The organism is Alistipes muris, from assembly GCF_943193205.1.
GTDB classification, from domain to species: domain Bacteria; phylum Bacteroidota; class Bacteroidia; order Bacteroidales; family Rikenellaceae; genus Alistipes; species Alistipes muris.
In genome coordinates this window covers 93,672-110,820 of sequence record NZ_CALPDD010000001.1, presented here as the reverse complement: position 1 = coordinate 110,820, position 17,149 = coordinate 93,672, and the positions used below count along the sequence as shown (strand labels likewise).

The 17,149-nt window shown below is 60.0% G+C and carries 13 protein-coding genes; 11 read left to right on the top strand and 2 right to left on the bottom strand.

The features are described from left to right. The first annotated feature begins 1 nt into the window (after position 1). The gene (locus tag NFR47_RS00530; RefSeq protein ID WP_251213797.1) at positions 2-1,039 is read left to right on the top strand and encodes a peptidoglycan DD-metalloendopeptidase family protein; all 1,038 of its coding nucleotides are present in this window, start codon (positions 2-4) and stop codon (positions 1,037-1,039) included. A gap of 164 nt (positions 1,040-1,203) precedes the next feature. Here NFR47_RS00530 and NFR47_RS00525 read toward each other — a convergent pair whose 3' ends face one another. Beyond that, the gene (locus NFR47_RS00525; RefSeq protein WP_251213627.1) at positions 1,204-1,875 is read right to left on the bottom strand and encodes a YggS family pyridoxal phosphate-dependent enzyme; all 672 of its coding nucleotides are present in this window, start codon (positions 1,873-1,875) and stop codon (positions 1,204-1,206) included. Between the two features lie 280 nt (positions 1,876-2,155). Between NFR47_RS00525 and NFR47_RS00520 the strand changes: the two genes are divergently transcribed. The 4 genes from NFR47_RS00520 (at position 2,156) to NFR47_RS00505 (ending at position 8,755) form a co-directional block, all read left to right on the top strand. Further along, positions 2,156-3,850, top strand: coding sequence for a C69 family dipeptidase (locus tag NFR47_RS00520; protein WP_251213626.1), 1,695 nt, complete (start codon positions 2,156-2,158; stop codon positions 3,848-3,850). 7 nt (positions 3,851-3,857) lie between these two features. Further along, positions 3,858-5,231 (top strand): dihydrolipoyl dehydrogenase, encoded by a 1,374-nt coding sequence (gene lpdA / locus NFR47_RS00515; RefSeq protein WP_251213625.1) that lies wholly within the window; start codon positions 3,858-3,860, stop codon positions 5,229-5,231. A gap of 272 nt (positions 5,232-5,503) precedes the next feature. Beyond that, positions 5,504-7,573 (top strand): NHL repeat-containing protein, encoded by a 2,070-nt coding sequence (locus NFR47_RS00510; protein WP_251213624.1) that lies wholly within the window; start codon positions 5,504-5,506, stop codon positions 7,571-7,573. A gap of 15 nt (positions 7,574-7,588) precedes the next feature. Then, positions 7,589-8,755: an NHL repeat-containing protein gene (locus NFR47_RS00505; protein ID WP_251213623.1), complete on the top strand. Its 1,167-nt coding sequence runs from the start codon at positions 7,589-7,591 to the stop codon at positions 8,753-8,755. 66 nt (positions 8,756-8,821) lie between these two features. Here NFR47_RS00505 and truA read toward each other — a convergent pair whose 3' ends face one another. After that, the gene (truA, locus tag NFR47_RS00500; RefSeq protein ID WP_251213622.1) at positions 8,822-9,601 is read right to left on the bottom strand and encodes a tRNA pseudouridine(38-40) synthase TruA; all 780 of its coding nucleotides are present in this window, start codon (positions 9,599-9,601) and stop codon (positions 8,822-8,824) included. A gap of 104 nt (positions 9,602-9,705) precedes the next feature. Between truA and dapB the strand changes: the two genes are divergently transcribed. The 6 genes from dapB to NFR47_RS00470 all read left to right on the top strand — a co-directional run bounded on the left by dapB (position 9,706) and on the right by NFR47_RS00470 (position 17,148). Beyond that, positions 9,706-10,464, top strand: coding sequence for a 4-hydroxy-tetrahydrodipicolinate reductase (gene dapB / locus NFR47_RS00495; protein WP_251213621.1), 759 nt, complete (start codon positions 9,706-9,708; stop codon positions 10,462-10,464). A gap of 26 nt (positions 10,465-10,490) precedes the next feature. After that, positions 10,491-11,843, top strand: coding sequence for a signal peptidase I (gene lepB, locus NFR47_RS00490; RefSeq protein WP_251213620.1), 1,353 nt, complete (start codon positions 10,491-10,493; stop codon positions 11,841-11,843). A gap of 3 nt (positions 11,844-11,846) precedes the next feature. Further along, positions 11,847-12,446 carry an IMPACT family protein gene (locus tag NFR47_RS00485; RefSeq protein WP_251213619.1) on the top strand — a complete coding sequence of 200 codons (600 nt, stop codon included), beginning with the start codon at positions 11,847-11,849 and terminating at the stop codon, positions 12,444-12,446. Positions 12,447-12,545: 99 nt separating this feature from the next. Continuing rightward, entirely contained in the window at positions 12,546-15,335 is a 2,790-nt protein-coding gene (uvrA, locus tag NFR47_RS00480; protein WP_251213618.1) for an excinuclease ABC subunit UvrA, read from the top strand. Positions 15,336-15,338: 3 nt separating this feature from the next. Further along, positions 15,339-16,553 carry a M16 family metallopeptidase gene (locus tag NFR47_RS00475; protein WP_251213617.1) on the top strand — a complete coding sequence of 405 codons (1,215 nt, stop codon included), beginning with the start codon at positions 15,339-15,341 and terminating at the stop codon, positions 16,551-16,553. Position 16,554: 1 nt separating this feature from the next. Further along, positions 16,555-17,148, top strand: a complete 594-nt coding sequence (locus NFR47_RS00470) for a type 1 glutamine amidotransferase family protein (RefSeq protein ID WP_251213616.1) — start codon at positions 16,555-16,557, stop codon at positions 17,146-17,148. Position 17,149 lies beyond the last annotated feature (1 nt).

Here is a 17,149-nt window from a genome sequence, read left to right as displayed (position 1 = left end):
CATGAAGAAATACTGCCTTACACTGACGGCCGCGCTGGCGGTACTGACGACCGCGGCGCAGGAAGAACCGCCGCGGCTTGCGGCGCTGACCCCGGCCGAAGCCGCGGCCGCCGACTCGCTGGCGACCCTGCGCCTGCGCCTGGAACCCAAACAAATACAATCGACGTTCGACACGAACGAACTGATTGTGGTGGACACGCTTCCGTCGGAAAACGACGCGCTGCTGGTAGTGCTTTACAGCAACAACACGTGGAAATACATCCGCAACCGCGAAGTGGTGAAAGACAAGACCGTCTTCGAGAAATTCTGGGACGTGCGCGACCTGTTTCCCTACTCGGACGTAGACATGTCGGCGATGCCCAACTCGGTGGTCATCGACCTGGTGGACTCGACCAAGAGCTACCACTGCCCCTACAAAGGCGGAGTACACCCGCACGGCCGATACGGCCCGCGGGGAAGACGCCAACACCAAGGAGTGGACCTGCCGCTGAAGACGGGCGACCCGATTTATGCGACGTTCTGCGGGAGAGTGCGCATGTCGACCTACAACAACGGCGGCTACGGCAATCTGGTAATCATCCGCCACGACAACGGCCTGGAAACCTACTACGGCCACTTGGCGGAACGCTTGGTACAGGCGAACCAATGGGTCGAAGCGGGGCAGATCATCGGACTGGGCGGCTCGACGGGCCGCTCGTCGGGACCCCATCTGCATTTCGAGACCCGCTACTACGGCCAGGCATTCGACCCGGAACGCCTGATAGACTTCAAGAACGGAATGCTGTGCCGCGAAACGTTCCTGCTGAAGAAATCGTTCTTCAACATCCACTCGAACGCGGGGCAGGACTTCGATGACGAAGAAGACACGGGCACGCCGGTGCCGGACAAGAAAGAAGCCCAATACTACCGAATCCGTCCGGGCGACACGCTGAGCGCCATAGCGGCACGCCACGGAACGACCGTGAAGACGATATGCCGGCTGAACGGCATCGAATCGCCGAGCAACATCCGCTCGGGCAAGACGATTCGGGTGAAATAAAAGACAAGGACGGGACATGGTTCCGTCCTTGTTATATATAAGGGCAGATTCTTTGCTGACGTTCAGAATGACAGAACAATTCTGCGCGGAGCCCGGCTCGCGCTTACAGCGCGACCGCCCCAGCCGGGCCCGCGAATGGCTGCTTTGGACGAGTGAAAAGATTCTTACTGCCCGGAATAATCGCGCTCGCCGAAGATGGACGACCCGACACGGACCATGGTGGAACCGCACTCGACGGCCAAGAGATAATCGTGGGACATACCCATCGAAAGGGTATCGAAACGGGCGCCGAAATAAGGCTGCAACAACTCGAAACAACGCTTCAACTCCGAGAAATCGCGCCGGATGACCGACCGGTCGTCGGTATGGGTGGCGATACCCATAATGCCGCGGACCCGCACGTTGGGCATGGACGCGAAAGCGGCCGAATCGACGTAACGCTTCAACTCGCCCAACTCCCAACCGCTTTTGGTCTCCTCCTGCGCGACGTGGATTTCCAACAGGATGTCGATGATGCGGCCGCACTTGGCGGCTTCGCGCTGGATGGTCTCAGCGAGCCGGGCGCTGTCGACCGACTGAATCATACGCACGAACGGCGCGATGTACTTGACCTTGTTGGTCTGCAAATGACCTATCATGTGCCACTCGATCTGCTTGGGCAGCACCTCGTACTTGGCGCACAACTCCTGCGGACGGCTCTCGCCGAAGATACGGTGCCCGGCGTCGAACGCCTGGCGAATGGCCTCGGCGGGGTGGGTCTTGGAGACGGCGACGAGCGTCACCGATTCGGGCAATGACGCCCTGATACGCGAAAGATTGCAGGCGATTTCCAACATGGCGAACAGAATTTATCCGTGTAAAATTAGGCAAAAATCGGGCAAGTCGATATATACTTTACACAAAAATATTGAAACAAACCTCGGATAGGCAGCTCCTTCGCTACGCTCAGGATGACAACCGCACGGCAACGCTCAAAATTTTTGCGGTATTTCACGATTTGTTTTTTATATTTGCGTTAATGAAACAATGCGAAGACCGACAGCAACGAGAGGGCAAAAAGAAAACTGCGTCTGTACTTGCTGTGCGCTGTCTTTACAGGAAATCAATCTGCGAAACATGAAAAAACTCATCGTACTGCTGGCGGCAGCCATGCTTGTGCACGGAACGGCGGATGCCTGCACCAACTTTATTGTGACGAAAGGAGCGTCGAGCGACGGCTCGGTGATGGTGTCCTATGCGGCCGACTCGCACGGCCTGTATGGCGCCCTGTACCACACGCCGGGCGGAAAACACAAGGCGGGAGCGCTGCTTCCGGTCTACGAATGGGACACGGGCCGCTATCTGACCGACATACCGCAGGCGGCAGAGACGTGGTCGACGATAGGCAACATGAACGAACACTCGCTCGTCATAGCCGAAACGACCTACGGCGGACGCCCGGAACTGGCCGACCCGACGGGCCGCATGGACTACGGCTCGCTGATATACATTACGCTGCAACGGGCCAAGACGGCGCGCGAAGCGATAGGCGTCATCGCCGAACTGGCCGGCACCTACGGCTACGCGTCGTCGGGCGAATCGTTCTCGATAGCCGACCCGGACGAAGCGTGGATCATGGAACTGATAGGCAAGGGCTTCGAGGACGACGGCCGAGGAGGCAACGCCCGCAAAGGAATCGTGTGGGTGGCGCGCCGGATACCGGACGGCTATGTATCGGCCCACGCCAACCAAGCCCGCATCACGACCTTTCCGAAAGACGACCCGGAAAACTGTCTCTATGCCCCGGACGTGGTGGAGTTCGCCCGTGAAATGGGCTACTACGAGGGACCGGACGAGACGTTCAGCTTCTCGGATGCCTACGCCCCGGCCGACTTCGGAGCGCTGCGCGGCTGCGAAGCCCGCGTATGGGCCTTTTTCCGGACGGTAGCCGACGGGATGGACGCCTACACGGACTATGCGATGGGTCACAACCCGGCGAACAAGATGCCGCTGTGGGTGGAACCCCGCGCGAAAGTAACGCCCAAAACGATCTTCGACTGCATGCGCGACCACTACGAAGGCACGCCGATGGACATGACGGCCGACTTAGGAGCCGGAGGACACGGGTGTCCCTACCGCTGGCGCCCGATGTATTTCGAGGTGGACGGGGTAGAATACTGCAACGAACGCGCGACGGCGACGCAACAGACGGGATTTTGGTTCGTGGCGCAGGCCCGGCCGAACGTACCGCGCGACATGGGCATCCTGTGGTTCGGCGTGGACGATGCGGCGACCTCGTGTCTGACCCCGATATACTGCTCGGCGACGGAAGTGCCGGAGTGCTTCGACGAACAGAACGGCTCGATGCTGGACTACTCGCCGACCTCGGCGTTCTGGCTGTTCAACCGGGTGACGAACTTTGCGTACATGCGCTATGACATGATAGCGGCCGACATCCGCAAGGCGGTGGACGCGTGGGAAAACAACAAGGCGGAAGTGCAGATACCGCTCGCAGACATGGAAGCGGCGAAACTCCCGGCCAAGAAACGCGTGCGCTATCTGACCGACTACTCAGTGAAGACGGCGCAGGAGTTGTTCGACCGCTGGTCGAAGCTGGACAAATACCTGCTGATAAAGTACATGGACGGCAACGTGAAAAGCGAACACGCCGACGTACTGGAATATCTGGACGGCCCGGGCACGGCGGCACACTTTGTGGACAACGGCAACGGCCGCGAAATCCCGGACGACATCCGGTTCCCGGGCTACAACGAAAAGTGGAAACGCGCCGTGGCGGCCGACAACGGCGAGACGCTGAAAGTAATCAAGTGACGAAACGATGAAGTACGACATACTGGTGGTGGGCAGCGGCCCGGGCGGCTATGTGGCGGCGATACGCGCGGCGCAGCTGGGCAAAAGGGTAGGGCTCGTGGAACGGGCCGAAGCGGGCGGCGTATGCCTGAACTGGGGCTGCATACCGACCAAGGCGCTGCTCAAGAGCGCGCAGATATATGCCCACTGCAAGGCGGCGGGACAATACGGCGTAGAGATAGCGGGCGAAGTACGCCCGGCGCTGGACAAGATGGTGGCCCGCTCGCGCGGAGTGGCGGAGACGATGAACAAAGGGGTGCTGTTCCTGCTGAAGAAGAACAACATAGACCTGATAACGGGATTCGGCCGCCTGACGGCCCCGGGCCACATAGATGTGGACGGCACCGACTACGAAGCGGACCATATCGTCCTGGCGACGGGAGCCCGGCCGCGCGAAATGCCGTTCATGCCGGTGGACGGCAAACGGATAATCACGTCGCGCGAAGCGCTGACGCTGAACGAACTGCCTGAGACGATGATTGTAGTAGGCTCGGGCGCCATAGGCAGCGAATTCGCATGCTTCTATGCGACGCTCGGGGTGAAAGTCACCGTCGTCGAATACCTGCCGCGGATGATGCCGCTCGAAGACGAAGAAGTGTCGAAGACGATGGAACGCGCGTTCCGCAAACTGCGGGCGACGGTGCTGACCTCGACGACGGTCAAGGGAGTGAAAATCGCGGGCGACCGCTGCGAAGTGGAAATCGAAGGCAAGAAAGGCCCGGAGACGCTGACGGCGGACGTAGTGCTGTCGGCCGTGGGCGTACAAGCCAACATCGAAGGCATCGGGCTCGAAGAACTCGGAATAGCAGTCGAACGGGGCAAGGTAGCGGTGGACGAATACTACCGGACCAACGTGGCAGGCGTATATGCCATCGGCGACATAGTGAAAGGCCCGGCGCTGGCCCATGCGGCGTCGGCCGAAGCGGTCTGCTGCGTGGAAGCCATCTGCGGACTGAACCCCGCGCCGGTAGACTACGCGAACATCCCGTCGTGCATATTCACGACGCCGGAAGTGGCGTCGGTGGGGATGACGGAACAAGAAGCCGCGGAAAAGGGAATGGCGGTGAAAATCGGCCGCTTCCCGTTCACGGCCTCGGGCAAGGCGACGGCGGCGGGCGACCGCGACGGCTTTGTGAAACTGCTGTTCGACGCAGACGACAAACTCGTAGGCGCCCACATGGTAGGGGCGAACGTGACGGAGATGCTGGCGGAACCGACGCTGGCCCGGACCCTGGGCGCGACGGCCGAAGCCATTGTCCGCACGGTACACGCCCATCCGACGCTGAACGAAGGAGTGGCCGAAGCGGCGGAAGCGGCGCTGGGCCACGCGATACACCTATAAATAAAAAGAACAATACTCTTGTACCGCCGGGCTGACCTGTTTGCAGGCAGTCCGGCGGAATTGTATAGGCTATCGGGAGGAGGTACCCAGCGGGGGGCTCGGCAAAAGCAAGCTCGCTTGCTTTTGTGTTCGGCTTATTCGTATTTTGGCTGTGCCGAAGATACTCACGCTCGGCAAAAAGCAAGCGAGCTTGCTTTTGCCCTCGCTTATTCGTATCTTTGCGGCGTTTTGACCGAAAACCGTTTTTTGAACAATCGAAAACAACAAGAACGATGAAGAAATTTTTCGCCCTAAACCTCGGGGGGGGGCTGATTGTCAGTCTGTTACTGCTGTACGGATGTACGACTGAGACCATCGGAAGCGACCCGACGGAACAATTCCCCGACGGACTTCCGATCCGCCTGTCGACGGCCGACTACAACAATCTGAACACCTACTACATGCTGAACGACGATGAACCGTCGGAAGTATTCTTCAACACGAGCGAACGCTGGTTCTACACCGACCAACCGCTCCAAGTGACCGTCGACGACGATCTGCAATTCCAACTGAAATTTTACAGCCCGCGGGCGCTGCCGAACGTGACAATTTGGGCCACGATGGAAGGATACGACGAAGCGTTCAAGCTGTTCGTATTCGAGAAAGTCATGCCGTTCCACCTGTTCCAGATGCAGCTGCCCTTTGCGACGGAAGACATAACGGCGACGACGCGGAGCGGCAAACTGATTCAAATCATGGCCAATCCGCACCTCTCGAAAGAGAACATCGCGCTGGAAATCGAATGCGACGCCCCCTACTGGAAGACGCTTCAGGCAATCAACTGCCACTGGCACATCCGCTTCGGCCGCTACAACCCCAACCAGACCAGCTGGGCCTATCCGCTGCACGCGTGCCATGCCCGCGAAGGCGTGGCGATGGCGCTGAACATGACCTACATGTACTCCAGCCCTGAATTCGCCGCCGAACTCAACGCCTGGGGCCCGCTTCACTCGAACAACGACAAAAACCTTGTCAACAAAGAGACCGTACTCAAACAAGCAATCGGCCACCGGGGCCTGGTCTTCGGCTACACCACCGGAGTGATGGGGCTTGGCGGCGGCGAGACGTTCGGCATGCACGAATCGGTCTATTTCGAGCAATATCCGGACGATTCGAGCATCACGGAGACGATGTTCCACGAATACGCCCACTGCCTGGGCTACGGCCATGAAGGCAACATGACCTACGAACAAACGGGGCCGGGCTGGACGTCGCTGTGCGGCAAGGTGTACGAAGAACTGGCGCTGGCCAAGAAACTGCCCGTCTACTCGCGCCGCTTCCTGCACAGCCGCCGCTCCAAGACCGCCTATCTGCCCGGCGGCGGATACTACCGGCCGTCGAAATACGTAATCGAAGACCCCGAACTTGACGAAATGGACGGCGGTCTGGCCCGCGGCAACGACTTCCTGGATACGGACTGGGGCGAGACGGAGGACGCACCCGCACTCTCGTTCAGACTTGACTACAACGACGCAGGCGTAGGAGAACGGAACTACATGCCGCGCAGCGTCTATGTATACGGCGACAAGATGTACGTGACGAACGACATCCGTGCCGCCAACTTCACGTGGGACGTCTACGACCTCTCGACGGGAAAACCCGTACACGAGAAGCAGTTCACCAAATGGACGCTTCCGAACGGCAACGAACAGACCATCGGAACGCCGGCCGACATCATCCGCACGCACGACAAAATTTACCTGGCGGGAAGCCACAACACGCTTTTCATATTCGACGCCGAAACCTACGAATGCACCGCCACGCTGGGGCTGGGATTCGACGCCGTAGGCCTGGCCGCAACCAACGGCACGCTCTACGCATACCGGGGCATTGTGCGGGCTTTCCCGGAACACGACCTTGCCCACGGCGCCATAGCGTCGAGCGACAACCTGGGAGCGCACAGCAGCAACACCATGACCGCCGACTACGCAGGCAACGTCTACGCAGTCGACTACTATGCGAAAAGGCTGGTTCGGATGAACCCCGAACACATGATGGCCTGCAAACTGACCGCGGGCAAGGAACTGGCCTTCGACTACAGCCCGACGGGTGCGGCATGGAGCTCCGACGGCCGTCTGTTCGTCTCGTTCGACGGGAAGCAGACGGAGCAGAAATTCTGCGAAGTGGACCCCGAAACCGGAAAGGTCATCAAGGACTACACGACCATCGGCGACATCACGCTGAACAACCCGGCCAAGTGTCTGATCCGCCGCAACACGCTTTTCATCATCGACCGTGTGGGCGGGCTGTGCCTCTATGCCATCCCGCTGAGCCAACTGGGCGGCGAAGAGACCAACAACTAAAAAACGGCAAAGAACATGAAACGCATACTTATATATATACTGCTGCTTGCATGCGCCGCAACGACCGTGCGGTGCACCGAACAAACGGCCGCTCCCGAATGGAGCTCCGAACTGGAGGAGATGACCTACACCAGCTACTGGTACTACACCTACGAAGCGGTGGAGACGCTCGGCCATGAAGCGATGGGACTGGCGGCGACCGCCGACTTCAACCCCTATACGGTAGCCGAACGCGGCGACACGCTGTTCGTAGCCAACAGCGCAGCGGCCGGAAACAGCCTGATTCTCTACTCGAAGAAAGACAAACGGCCGCTCGGAACCATCAGCACCTGGACGGTCAACGACGCGGAAAAGAACTTCACGAGCAAAATCAACGCGATAACGGTGACGGACGAACGGGTCTATGTAGCCGAACAACAATCGCTTATCCATGTATTCTCGCTGCCCGGCATGGAATACTGCTCCTGCATCGGCAACGGCAACTGGAGCGGACCGGTGTTCCAGGCGCAGGCGATGACCGTGAAAGACGGACTGATTTTCGCCCGCGACAAGAACGGCAAAGTCAGCGTCTACAAGGAATCGGACGTCACGCCGGAAAACTACCAGAAAATCAACCGCTACAAACAAACGGGACCCGGTGAGGGCAGCTCGGGGAACAATGGTTTCGCGGCCCACTACATGGAAGCCGACGAAGAAGGACACATCCTGCTGACGGCCTACGAAGCGCAGTCGATCCGGGTGCTGGACCCCTCGCTAATCAACGACGATTTCACGAACGGCACCAATATCGACGTCAACGAACTGACCTGGGCCCTGGCGTTCAAACCCAAAACGTTCGCGACGAGCCCGGAACGCATGTACGCCACGGGCAGCAACGACGCCATCAACGTTTATGACTACGCACAGAAAGAGTGGGTCAAGACGCTCAAAAGCATCAAAGGATTCGCATTCGGCCGCCCGGAACGCATCTGCAAAGGCAGCAACGGCACGTTCTGGATTTCGGACATCACCAAAAACAAGCTGGTGCGGATGGGAGTTTTCAAAGGCGAAATCCGCGAATACGAACCCATCAACAAAAACGTGGTCAAAGTCAGAACGGCGCTGACGCGCAGTGGCGAAGACAACGCGGAATTCTATGTCGACCTGCGGACCCACGAAATCATCGACCCGGAGGAAGAATAACCCACGGGGCACACAAAGAGAAAGGCGGAAGCACGAGCTTCTGCCTTTTTTATGGCCGCTGGGAGGCTATCGGAGCGGATGTTTCGCTGCGCACACCCTTGAAAAAACCTCGGGAGGGTAGCGGACGTCGCTGAGGAACAACCCCTGCGCGGGAGCCCCGGCACTCGACCGCGAGAGGTCGCGGCTTTCGACGATGGCCCGGAACCCGTGGGGCGAATAACGCCCGCGGCCGACGTCGACCAACGTCCCGACGATGGCGCGGACCATGTTGCGGAGGAACCGGTCGGCACGAATCGTAAAACACAACACGCCGCTGTCGTCGACCGTCCATGCGGCGTGCATGATACGGCAACGGTTGGTCTTGTTGTTGGAATTGAGCTTGGCGAACGAAGTGAAATCGTCGAATTCCGCCAGCATGGCCGCCGCTTCGTTCATGCGACCGACGTCCAACGGCACGTAATATTGCCACGAGAGGTGCCGCGTGAAAGGATTCTTGTGCGGCTCGATGAAATAACGATACTCCCGCTCGCGGGCGTCGAAACGGGCATGGGCGCCGTCGGCGACGGGCGTGAGCGAATCGGCCGCAATGTCGCCCGGCAACATGAAATTGAGCTTGCGGAGCAACTGCTGCGGCTCGGCGACGGGCTGCGAAACGTCGAAGTGCGCCACATAATAAGAAGCGTTGACACCCGTGTCGGTGCGCCCGGCCCCGGTCACCTCGACGGGCTCGCGCAGCAGGGTAGCGAGCGCCTGCTCCAAGGTCTGCTGGACGGTGGGCATGGCTGGCTGCCGCTGCCAACCGAAGTAAGCACCGCCGTTGTAACGGAGTTCGAGGAAATAACGCATGGGCGAAGTATCTACAACGAAGTAAAGATACGAATAAAACCGGGTTTGCAAACCCGATATTCGGAGAAAAATTCGTAATTTTGTCAGAATAATTACGCGCAGGCATGAAAGCAGCAATCATAGGCTACGGCAAAATGGGCCGCGAAATCGAACAGATACTCAAGGAGCGCGGTCACGAAACGGCCCTTATCATCGACACGGACAACGCGGCAGAACTGGATGCAGCGCATCTGGCGGAGACAGACGTGGCGATAGAATTCACCACGCCGCAGACGGCCTACGACAACATCCGCACCTGCCTGGAAGCGGGCACGGCCGTGGTGAGCGGCACGACGGGCTGGACCGACCGCCTGCCGGAACTGCAAGCCCTCTGCCGCGAACGGGGCGGCGCGATGTTCTACGCCTCGAACTACTGCCTGGGCGTCAACCTGCTGTTCCGCCTGAACCGCGAACTGGCGGCGATGATCGAACGACTGCACGCGACCTACGAGGTGCGGATAGAAGAGATCCACCACACGCAGAAGAAAGACGCCCCGAGCGGCACGGCCATCACGCTGGCCGAAGGGGTTATCGGAAATCTGACGACGAAACGAACGTGGGTGAACTACGCCCCCGGCATCGAATGTGCAGCCAACCGCACGGAAGACCCGGCCGCGGCGGCACCGGAACAACTTGTCATCAGCTCGGTACGCGAAGGGACGGAACCGGGCACGCACACGGTGAGCTACGAATCGGAAGATGACGTACTGGAACTGCGCCACACCATCAAGAACCGCCGCACGCTGGCCCTCGGAGCCGTTGTGGCGGCCGAATTCCTGTGCGGCCGCAAAGGCGTTTTCGGCATGGAGGACCTGATGCAATAAAACTGCGCGCAACGCGTTGGAACGATATGGAAAAACTCAGAGAGATACTACGCAACAAATGGGTGGGCTTCGGGCTCACGGCCACGCTCTACGTACTTTGGTTCGTGGTGTGGACGGGCAACCTCTGGCTGCTGCTGGGGCTGCCGCTGATCTACGACTTCTACATATCGCGGCTGTTCTACCGCCATGTGTGGAGCCGCAACGCGAAGCTGTGCGAACGGAGCAAACTCTACAAGACGGCCTACGAATGGGTGAACGCCGTGATTTTCGCCACGATTGTGGCGACGCTGGTCCACCTGTTCGTATTCCAGATGTACGTGATTCCCACCTCGTCGATGGAACGCTCGCTGCTGGTGGGCGACTACCTCTACGTGAGCAAGGTGACCTACGGACCGCAGATGCCCAACACGCCGCTGTCGTTCCCGTTCGTACACCACACGATGCCGTTCTCGCAAACCAAGAAATCGTTTTCCGAAGCGATCCGCTGGGACTATCACCGGCTCAAGGGACTGCGCAAGATAAAACGCAACGACGTAGTAGTCTTCAACTTCCCGGCGGGCGACACGGTACTGCTTGAAAACCAAGCGGTAACCTACTACGACGTACTGCGCAGCTACGAAGCGTCGTTCGGCAAGGAAGAGGGACGACGCAAACTCAACGACGCCTACACGGTCATCAGCCGCCCGGTGGACAAACGCGAAAACTACATCAAACGCTGCGTGGCCATCCCGGGCGACACGCTGGCAGTACGCAACGGCGACGTATGGGTGAACGGCGAACCGCAGGAAAAGGTGCCGGGCACCCAACACCAATATCTCGTACAGACGACCTCGCCGCTGACGCCCTATGCCATCGAACGTCTCGGCATCCGCGAATATTCGGGCAACCGGGTGGGCTACGACATGTTCCTGACCGAAGAGACGGCCGAGAAACTCCGCAACATGGACAACGTGACGATGGTACGCCGCTACATCTGTCCGCCCAACAACGACGTATTCCCGCAATGGGAAACCCCGCGCTGGAGCCAGGACAACTACGGCCCGATATGGATACCGCAGAAAGGAACGACGGTGGCGCTGACGACGAAGAACCTGCCGCTCTATCGCCGCATCATCGAAGTCTACGAAGGCCACACGCTGGAAGTGGACGGAGAGACGATACGCATAGACGGCGCCCCGGCGACGGAATACACGTTCGGAATGGACTACTACTGGATGATGGGCGACAACCGCCACAACTCGGCCGACTCGCGCTTCTGGGGCTTCGTACCCGAAGACCACATCGTGGGCAAGGCCTCGTTCGTATGGCTGTCGCTGGAAGCGAACAAATCGTTCCCGGCGAACATCCGCTGGCGGCGGCTTTTCCGAAAAGTGAGGTAGGAAGTGGCCGAAGACACCTATCTGACCCTCGAAGCGGCGGCCGAAGCGGCGTCGCGCGAACGGAGCAGCAAATTCCTGGCCTACGCATACCCGGTACGGACCGAAGAAGAAATCCGCGAACACCTGGACGCCCTGCGCAAACGCCATTTCGATGCGACGCACCACTGCTATGCGTGGCGGCTGGGACCGCGGGGCGAACGCTACCGGACCAACGATGACGGCGAACCCTCGGGCACGGCGGGAAAACCGATACTGGGACAACTGCTGTCGGCCGAAGTGACGGACTGCCTGATAGTAGTGGTGCGCTATTTCGGGGGCACGAAACTGGGGGTGCCGGGACTGATAGCCGCCTACCGTGAAGCGGCGGCCGAAGCGCTTGCAGCGGCGACGGTGGTGGAACGCACGGTAGACCGCGAAATCCGGGTGGACTTCCCCTACATGGCGATGAACGACGTCATGCGCGCAATCAAGGAATGCCGACCGACCGTCCGCGCCCAACGCTTCGACAACCTCTGCACGATGGAACTGACGATCCGCGAAAGCCGGGCCGAAGAACTGGAAGAACGGCTGAAGAAAGCGGGAGGAAGCATTGCTGAGAATTAAAAATTAAAAATTAAAAATTGAGAATCGGCCTTTTTCCTGACAATCCATGAAAAGGGCTTGATTCAAAATTCACGATTATTTGTTTTCCGGTCATTCCCCATGCGACACGAAAACTGCATATATATAAAAGGAGCCCGGGTCCACAACCTGAAGAACATCGACGTCGAAATACCGCACGACAAATTAGTGGTGGTGACGGGACTTTCGGGCTCGGGAAAATCGACGCTGGCTTTCGACACGATATTCGCCGAGGGACAACGCCGCTATGTGGAGAGCCTTTCGGCCTACGCGCGGCAATTCCTGGGCAAGGTGGGCAAACCCGACGTAGACTTGATAACGGGCATCGCCCCGGCCATTGCCATCGAACAGAAAGTCAACACGCGCAACCCCCGCTCGACGGTCGGGACGACGACCGAAATCTACGACTATCTGAAACTGCTGTTCGCCCGCATCGGCCGCACCTACTCGCCCGTATCGGGGCAGGAAGTGCGCTGCTACAGCGTGGACGACGTGGCGGCCCGCATTCTTGCCGAAAAGGAGGGGAGCCGAATCATCATAGCGGCACCCATCCGGCTGGCGGCGGGGCAGGGGCTCATCGAGAAGATGACGCTGCTGCTCTCGGACGGCCTGATGCGCGTGCGGACCGGGGGCGAAACGCGACTGATCGAAGAAGTACTGCCCACCATAGGACCCGACACGAAAGCCGAAGCATTCGAGGTCGTCATAGACCGCCTGCGGCTGACGGCCGACGACGACACGGCGACCCGGGTCCGCGATTCGGTGGCCCGCGCATTCTCCTACGGCAACGGCATCTGCATAGTGGCGGGCGAAAACGGCGAGGAAAGCTACTCGTCGCGCTTCGAGGCCGACGGCATCGAATTCGAGCCGCCGACCGAACACCTGTTCAGCTTCAACAACCCGCTGGGAGCCTGCCCCCGCTGCGAAGGCTACGGCAAGGTGGTGGGCATCGACGAAGACCTGGTCATTCCGGACAAGAGCAAGACCGTCTACGAAGACGCCATCGCCTGCTGGCGCGGCGAGACGATGCGCCGCTGGAAAGAGAAACTGGTGGAGAACGCTGCGAAGTTCGGATTCCCGATTCACACGCCGTTCCATGCGCTGACACCGGAACAGAAACGCGTGCTGTGGCGCGGCAACGAACATTTCCACGGACTGGACGAATTTTTCGACTACATAGATTCCGAACGGCGGAAAATCCAGTTCCGGGTGATGAAAGCCCGCTACACGGGCAAGACCCTCTGTCCGGAATGCGGGGGCTCGCGCCTGCGCAAGGAAGCGCTCTATGTACGGGTCGGAGGACGCAACATAGCGGAACTGGTGAAGATGCCTGTGGACGAACTGACAGCGTTCTTCGGAGCGCTGGAACTCGACAGCCACGACGAAAAGACGGCGGCGCGCATCCTTGTGGAAATCCGCAACCGCCTGCAATACCTTGCCGACGTAGGGCTGGGCTACCTGACGCTGGACCGCCTGTCGTCGACCCTCTCGGGCGGCGAAAGCCAGCGCATCAACCTCTCGACCTCGCTGGGCAGCAACCTGACGGGCTCGCTCTACATCCTGGACGAACCCTCGATAGGCCTGCACCCGCGCGACACGAACCGCCTTATCAAAGTACTGAAACAGTTGCGCGACCTGGGCAACACGGTCATCGTGGTGGAACACGAAGAAGAAGTCATCCGTGCGGCCGACTGGATTGTGGACATCGGCCCGCGGGCAGGCTACAACGGCGGCGAAGTGGTCTTCAGCGGCACGCTGCCGCAACTGCTCAAGGACGAAAAGAGCCTGACGGCCGACTATCTGACAGGCCGCCGGACCATCGCCCCGCCGCCGGCAGTCCGCGGCTGGAGCCGCTCGATAACGGTCAAGGGAGCCCGCGAAAACAACCTGCGAAACATCGACGTCCGCATCCCGCTGGGCGTGATGACCTGCATCACGGGAGTGAGCGGCAGCGGCAAATCGTCGCTGGCGAAAGGAATCCTCTACCCGGCGCTGCGGCGCCTGCTGTTCGACACGGGAGCCAAACCGGGCGACTTCGACGGGCTGGAAGGCGACACGGGCCTGCTGCGTACGGTGGAGATGGTGGACCAGAACCCCATCGGCCGCTCGTCGCGCTCGAACCCGGTGACCTACATCAAGGCCTACGACGAAATACGCAAGCTCTATGCGGACCAACCCTACTCGAAACACAACTCGCTGAGCCCGGCCCACTTCTCGTTCAACACGGCGGGCGGCCGCTGCGAAGAATGCCAGGGCGAGGGGGTCATCAAGGTGTCGATGCAATTCATGGCCGACGTGGAACTGCTGTGCGAAGCGTGCGGCGGCCGCCGCTTCCGCGACGAAGTGCTGGAAGTGAAATACCGCGGCAAAGCGATCTGCGACGTGCTGGAAATGACCGTGGACGAAGCGATTGCGTTCTTTGGCGAAGACGACAAGAACGCGACCTGCCGCCGCATAGTGGAACGCCTGCAACCCTTGCAGGACGTAGGACTGGGCTACGTCAAACTGGGGCAGTCGTCGTCGACCCTCTCGGGCGGCGAGAGCCAACGGGTGAAACTGGCGTCGTTCCTGACCAAGGAACAGAGCGGCGGAAACATCATGTTCATCTTCGACGAACCGACCACGGGGCTCCACTTCCACGACATCTCGAAACTGCTGGCGGCGTTCAACGCCCTGATAACCAAAGGACACACGATTGTGGTGGTGGAACACAACATGGACGTCATCAAATGCGCCGACTGGGTGGTGGACCTGGGACCCGAAGCGGGAACGGCGGGCGGACGGCTGGTATTCGAGGGCACGCCCCGCGACCTGGAACGCTGCACGGAGAGCCGCACGGGCGAATACCTGCGCCTGCGCACCAAACTGTAAGAAATGGAGTTCTACACCTACACGCTGCCCAACGGCATCCGCGGAATCCACCGGCAGGTACGGAGCACGGTGGCCCACTGCGCGCTGGTCATCGGAGCGGGCAGCCGCGACGAACACCCCGGCCAATACGGACTGGCCCATCTGACCGAACACGCCTTTTTCAAGGGCACCGAACGCCGTCGGGCCTGGCAGGTCAACTGCCGGCTGGAAAACCTGGGCGGCGAACTGAACGCCTTCACGACCAAGGAAGAGACGACCATACACGCCACGACGCTACGGGGCGACTTTGCGAAAGCGGCCGAACTGATTGCCGACATCGCGTTCCGCTCGACCTTTCCGGAACGCGAAATCGAACGAGAAAAGGAAGTCATCGCCGACGAAATCAACACCTACAAGGATTCGCCTGCGGAGATGCTCTACGACACGTTCGAGGATATGCTGTTCGAGGGGTCGGAACTGGGCCACAACATACTGGGCCGCAAGGCGGCGCTGATGCGCTACGACGGCGCTGCGATCCGCGCGTTCACGGCCCGGACCCACACGACCGACCGGATGGTCTTCTCGTCGATAGGCAACTTCTCGCCCAAGACGGCCGAAGCGACGGCCCTGCGCTACTTCGGCGAACAGGCGGCCACGACACGCGGATTCGAGAGGGCGGCGCCCCCGGCGGTAAAACCGTTCGAGAAGACGGTGACCAAACACACCCACCAGACCCACTGCATCATCGGCAACCGGGCCTGCGGCATCGAAGAGACGAAACGCCTGCCGCTGGCGCTGCTGGTCAATGTGCTGGGCGGCCCGTCGGCGAACTCGCTGCTGAACGTGGAAGTACGCGAAAAACACGGTCTGTCGTACAACATCGAAGCGAACTACATACCCTACGGCGACAGCGGCCTGGTGGCCATCTACTTCAGCTCGGAACACACCAACGAAGCGCAGTGCGCCGAACTGGTCGAACGCCAGCTGCAACGCCTGCGGACCACGCCGCTGACGGGGCGCCAACTCTCGATGGCCAAGAAACAATTCATCGCCCAACTGGCCATTTCGGGCGAGAGCAACGAAAACTACATGCTGAGCGCGGGCAAGAGCCTGCTGACGCACGACGAAATAGACACGATGGAAGAAGTCTACGCCAAAATCGGAGCCCTGACCGCGGCGCAACTGACCGAAGCGGCCGAAGAAGTCTTCACGAAGATGTCCAGACTAACCTACAAATAAGATGAAAGAAATCGTTATCGTACTGCTCGACCGGTTCGCCGACTGGGAAGCGGCGTTCCTGGCCCCGGCGCTGCGCGGGGGCGTGATGCCGGGACACCCGGGATACTGCGAAGTGAAATACATGACACCCGACGGCGGCCCGGCGACCTCGCTGGGCGGACTGCGCATGACGCCGGACTATGCGGCGGACCGACTGCCTGCGCAGTGCGCCGGAGTGGTGCTGGCGGGCGGCATGGACTGGGACAAGCCCGAAGCCGAAAAGATTGCAGGGATAGTAGAGGAAGCGCGCCGTCGCGGCCTGCCGGTCGGAGCAATCTGCAATGCAGTCTCGTTCCTGGCGGTCCACGGCTTTCTGAACGAAGTGCGCCACACGGGCAACACGGTGGAGATGCTGCAAAAATGGGGCGGCGACCGCTACACGGGAGCGGCCCGCTACGAAGAACGGCAAGCCGTGCGCGACGGCGGCATGGTGACGGCCAACGGCACGGGCTACCTGGAATTCTCGCGCGAATACCTGCTGGCCTTGGGCGCCGACGAACCGGAAGCCATCGCGGCATGGTACGAATTCCACAAGCAAGGCTTTTACAGAGCATAGG

Coding starts and splice junctions, on each gene's coding strand:
- NFR47_RS00530 (WP_251213797.1), top strand. CDS start 2: ATGAAGAAATACTGCCTTACACTGACGGCCGCGCTGGCGGTACTGACG.
- NFR47_RS00525 (WP_251213627.1), bottom strand. CDS start 1,875: ATGTTGGAAATCGCCTGCAATCTTTCGCGTATCAGGGCGTCATTGCCC.
- NFR47_RS00520 (WP_251213626.1), top strand. CDS start 2,156: ATGAAAAAACTCATCGTACTGCTGGCGGCAGCCATGCTTGTGCACGGA.
- lpdA (WP_251213625.1), top strand. CDS start 3,858: ATGAAGTACGACATACTGGTGGTGGGCAGCGGCCCGGGCGGCTATGTG.
- NFR47_RS00510 (WP_251213624.1), top strand. CDS start 5,504: ATGAAGAAATTTTTCGCCCTAAACCTCGGGGGGGGGCTGATTGTCAGT.
- NFR47_RS00505 (WP_251213623.1), top strand. CDS start 7,589: ATGAAACGCATACTTATATATATACTGCTGCTTGCATGCGCCGCAACG.
- truA (WP_251213622.1), bottom strand. CDS start 9,601: ATGCGTTATTTCCTCGAACTCCGTTACAACGGCGGTGCTTACTTCGGT.
- dapB (WP_251213621.1), top strand. CDS start 9,706: ATGAAAGCAGCAATCATAGGCTACGGCAAAATGGGCCGCGAAATCGAA.
- lepB (WP_251213620.1), top strand. CDS start 10,491: ATGGAAAAACTCAGAGAGATACTACGCAACAAATGGGTGGGCTTCGGG.
- uvrA (WP_251213618.1), top strand. CDS start 12,546: ATGCGACACGAAAACTGCATATATATAAAAGGAGCCCGGGTCCACAAC.
- NFR47_RS00475 (WP_251213617.1), top strand. CDS start 15,339: ATGGAGTTCTACACCTACACGCTGCCCAACGGCATCCGCGGAATCCAC.
- NFR47_RS00470 (WP_251213616.1), top strand. CDS start 16,555: ATGAAAGAAATCGTTATCGTACTGCTCGACCGGTTCGCCGACTGGGAA.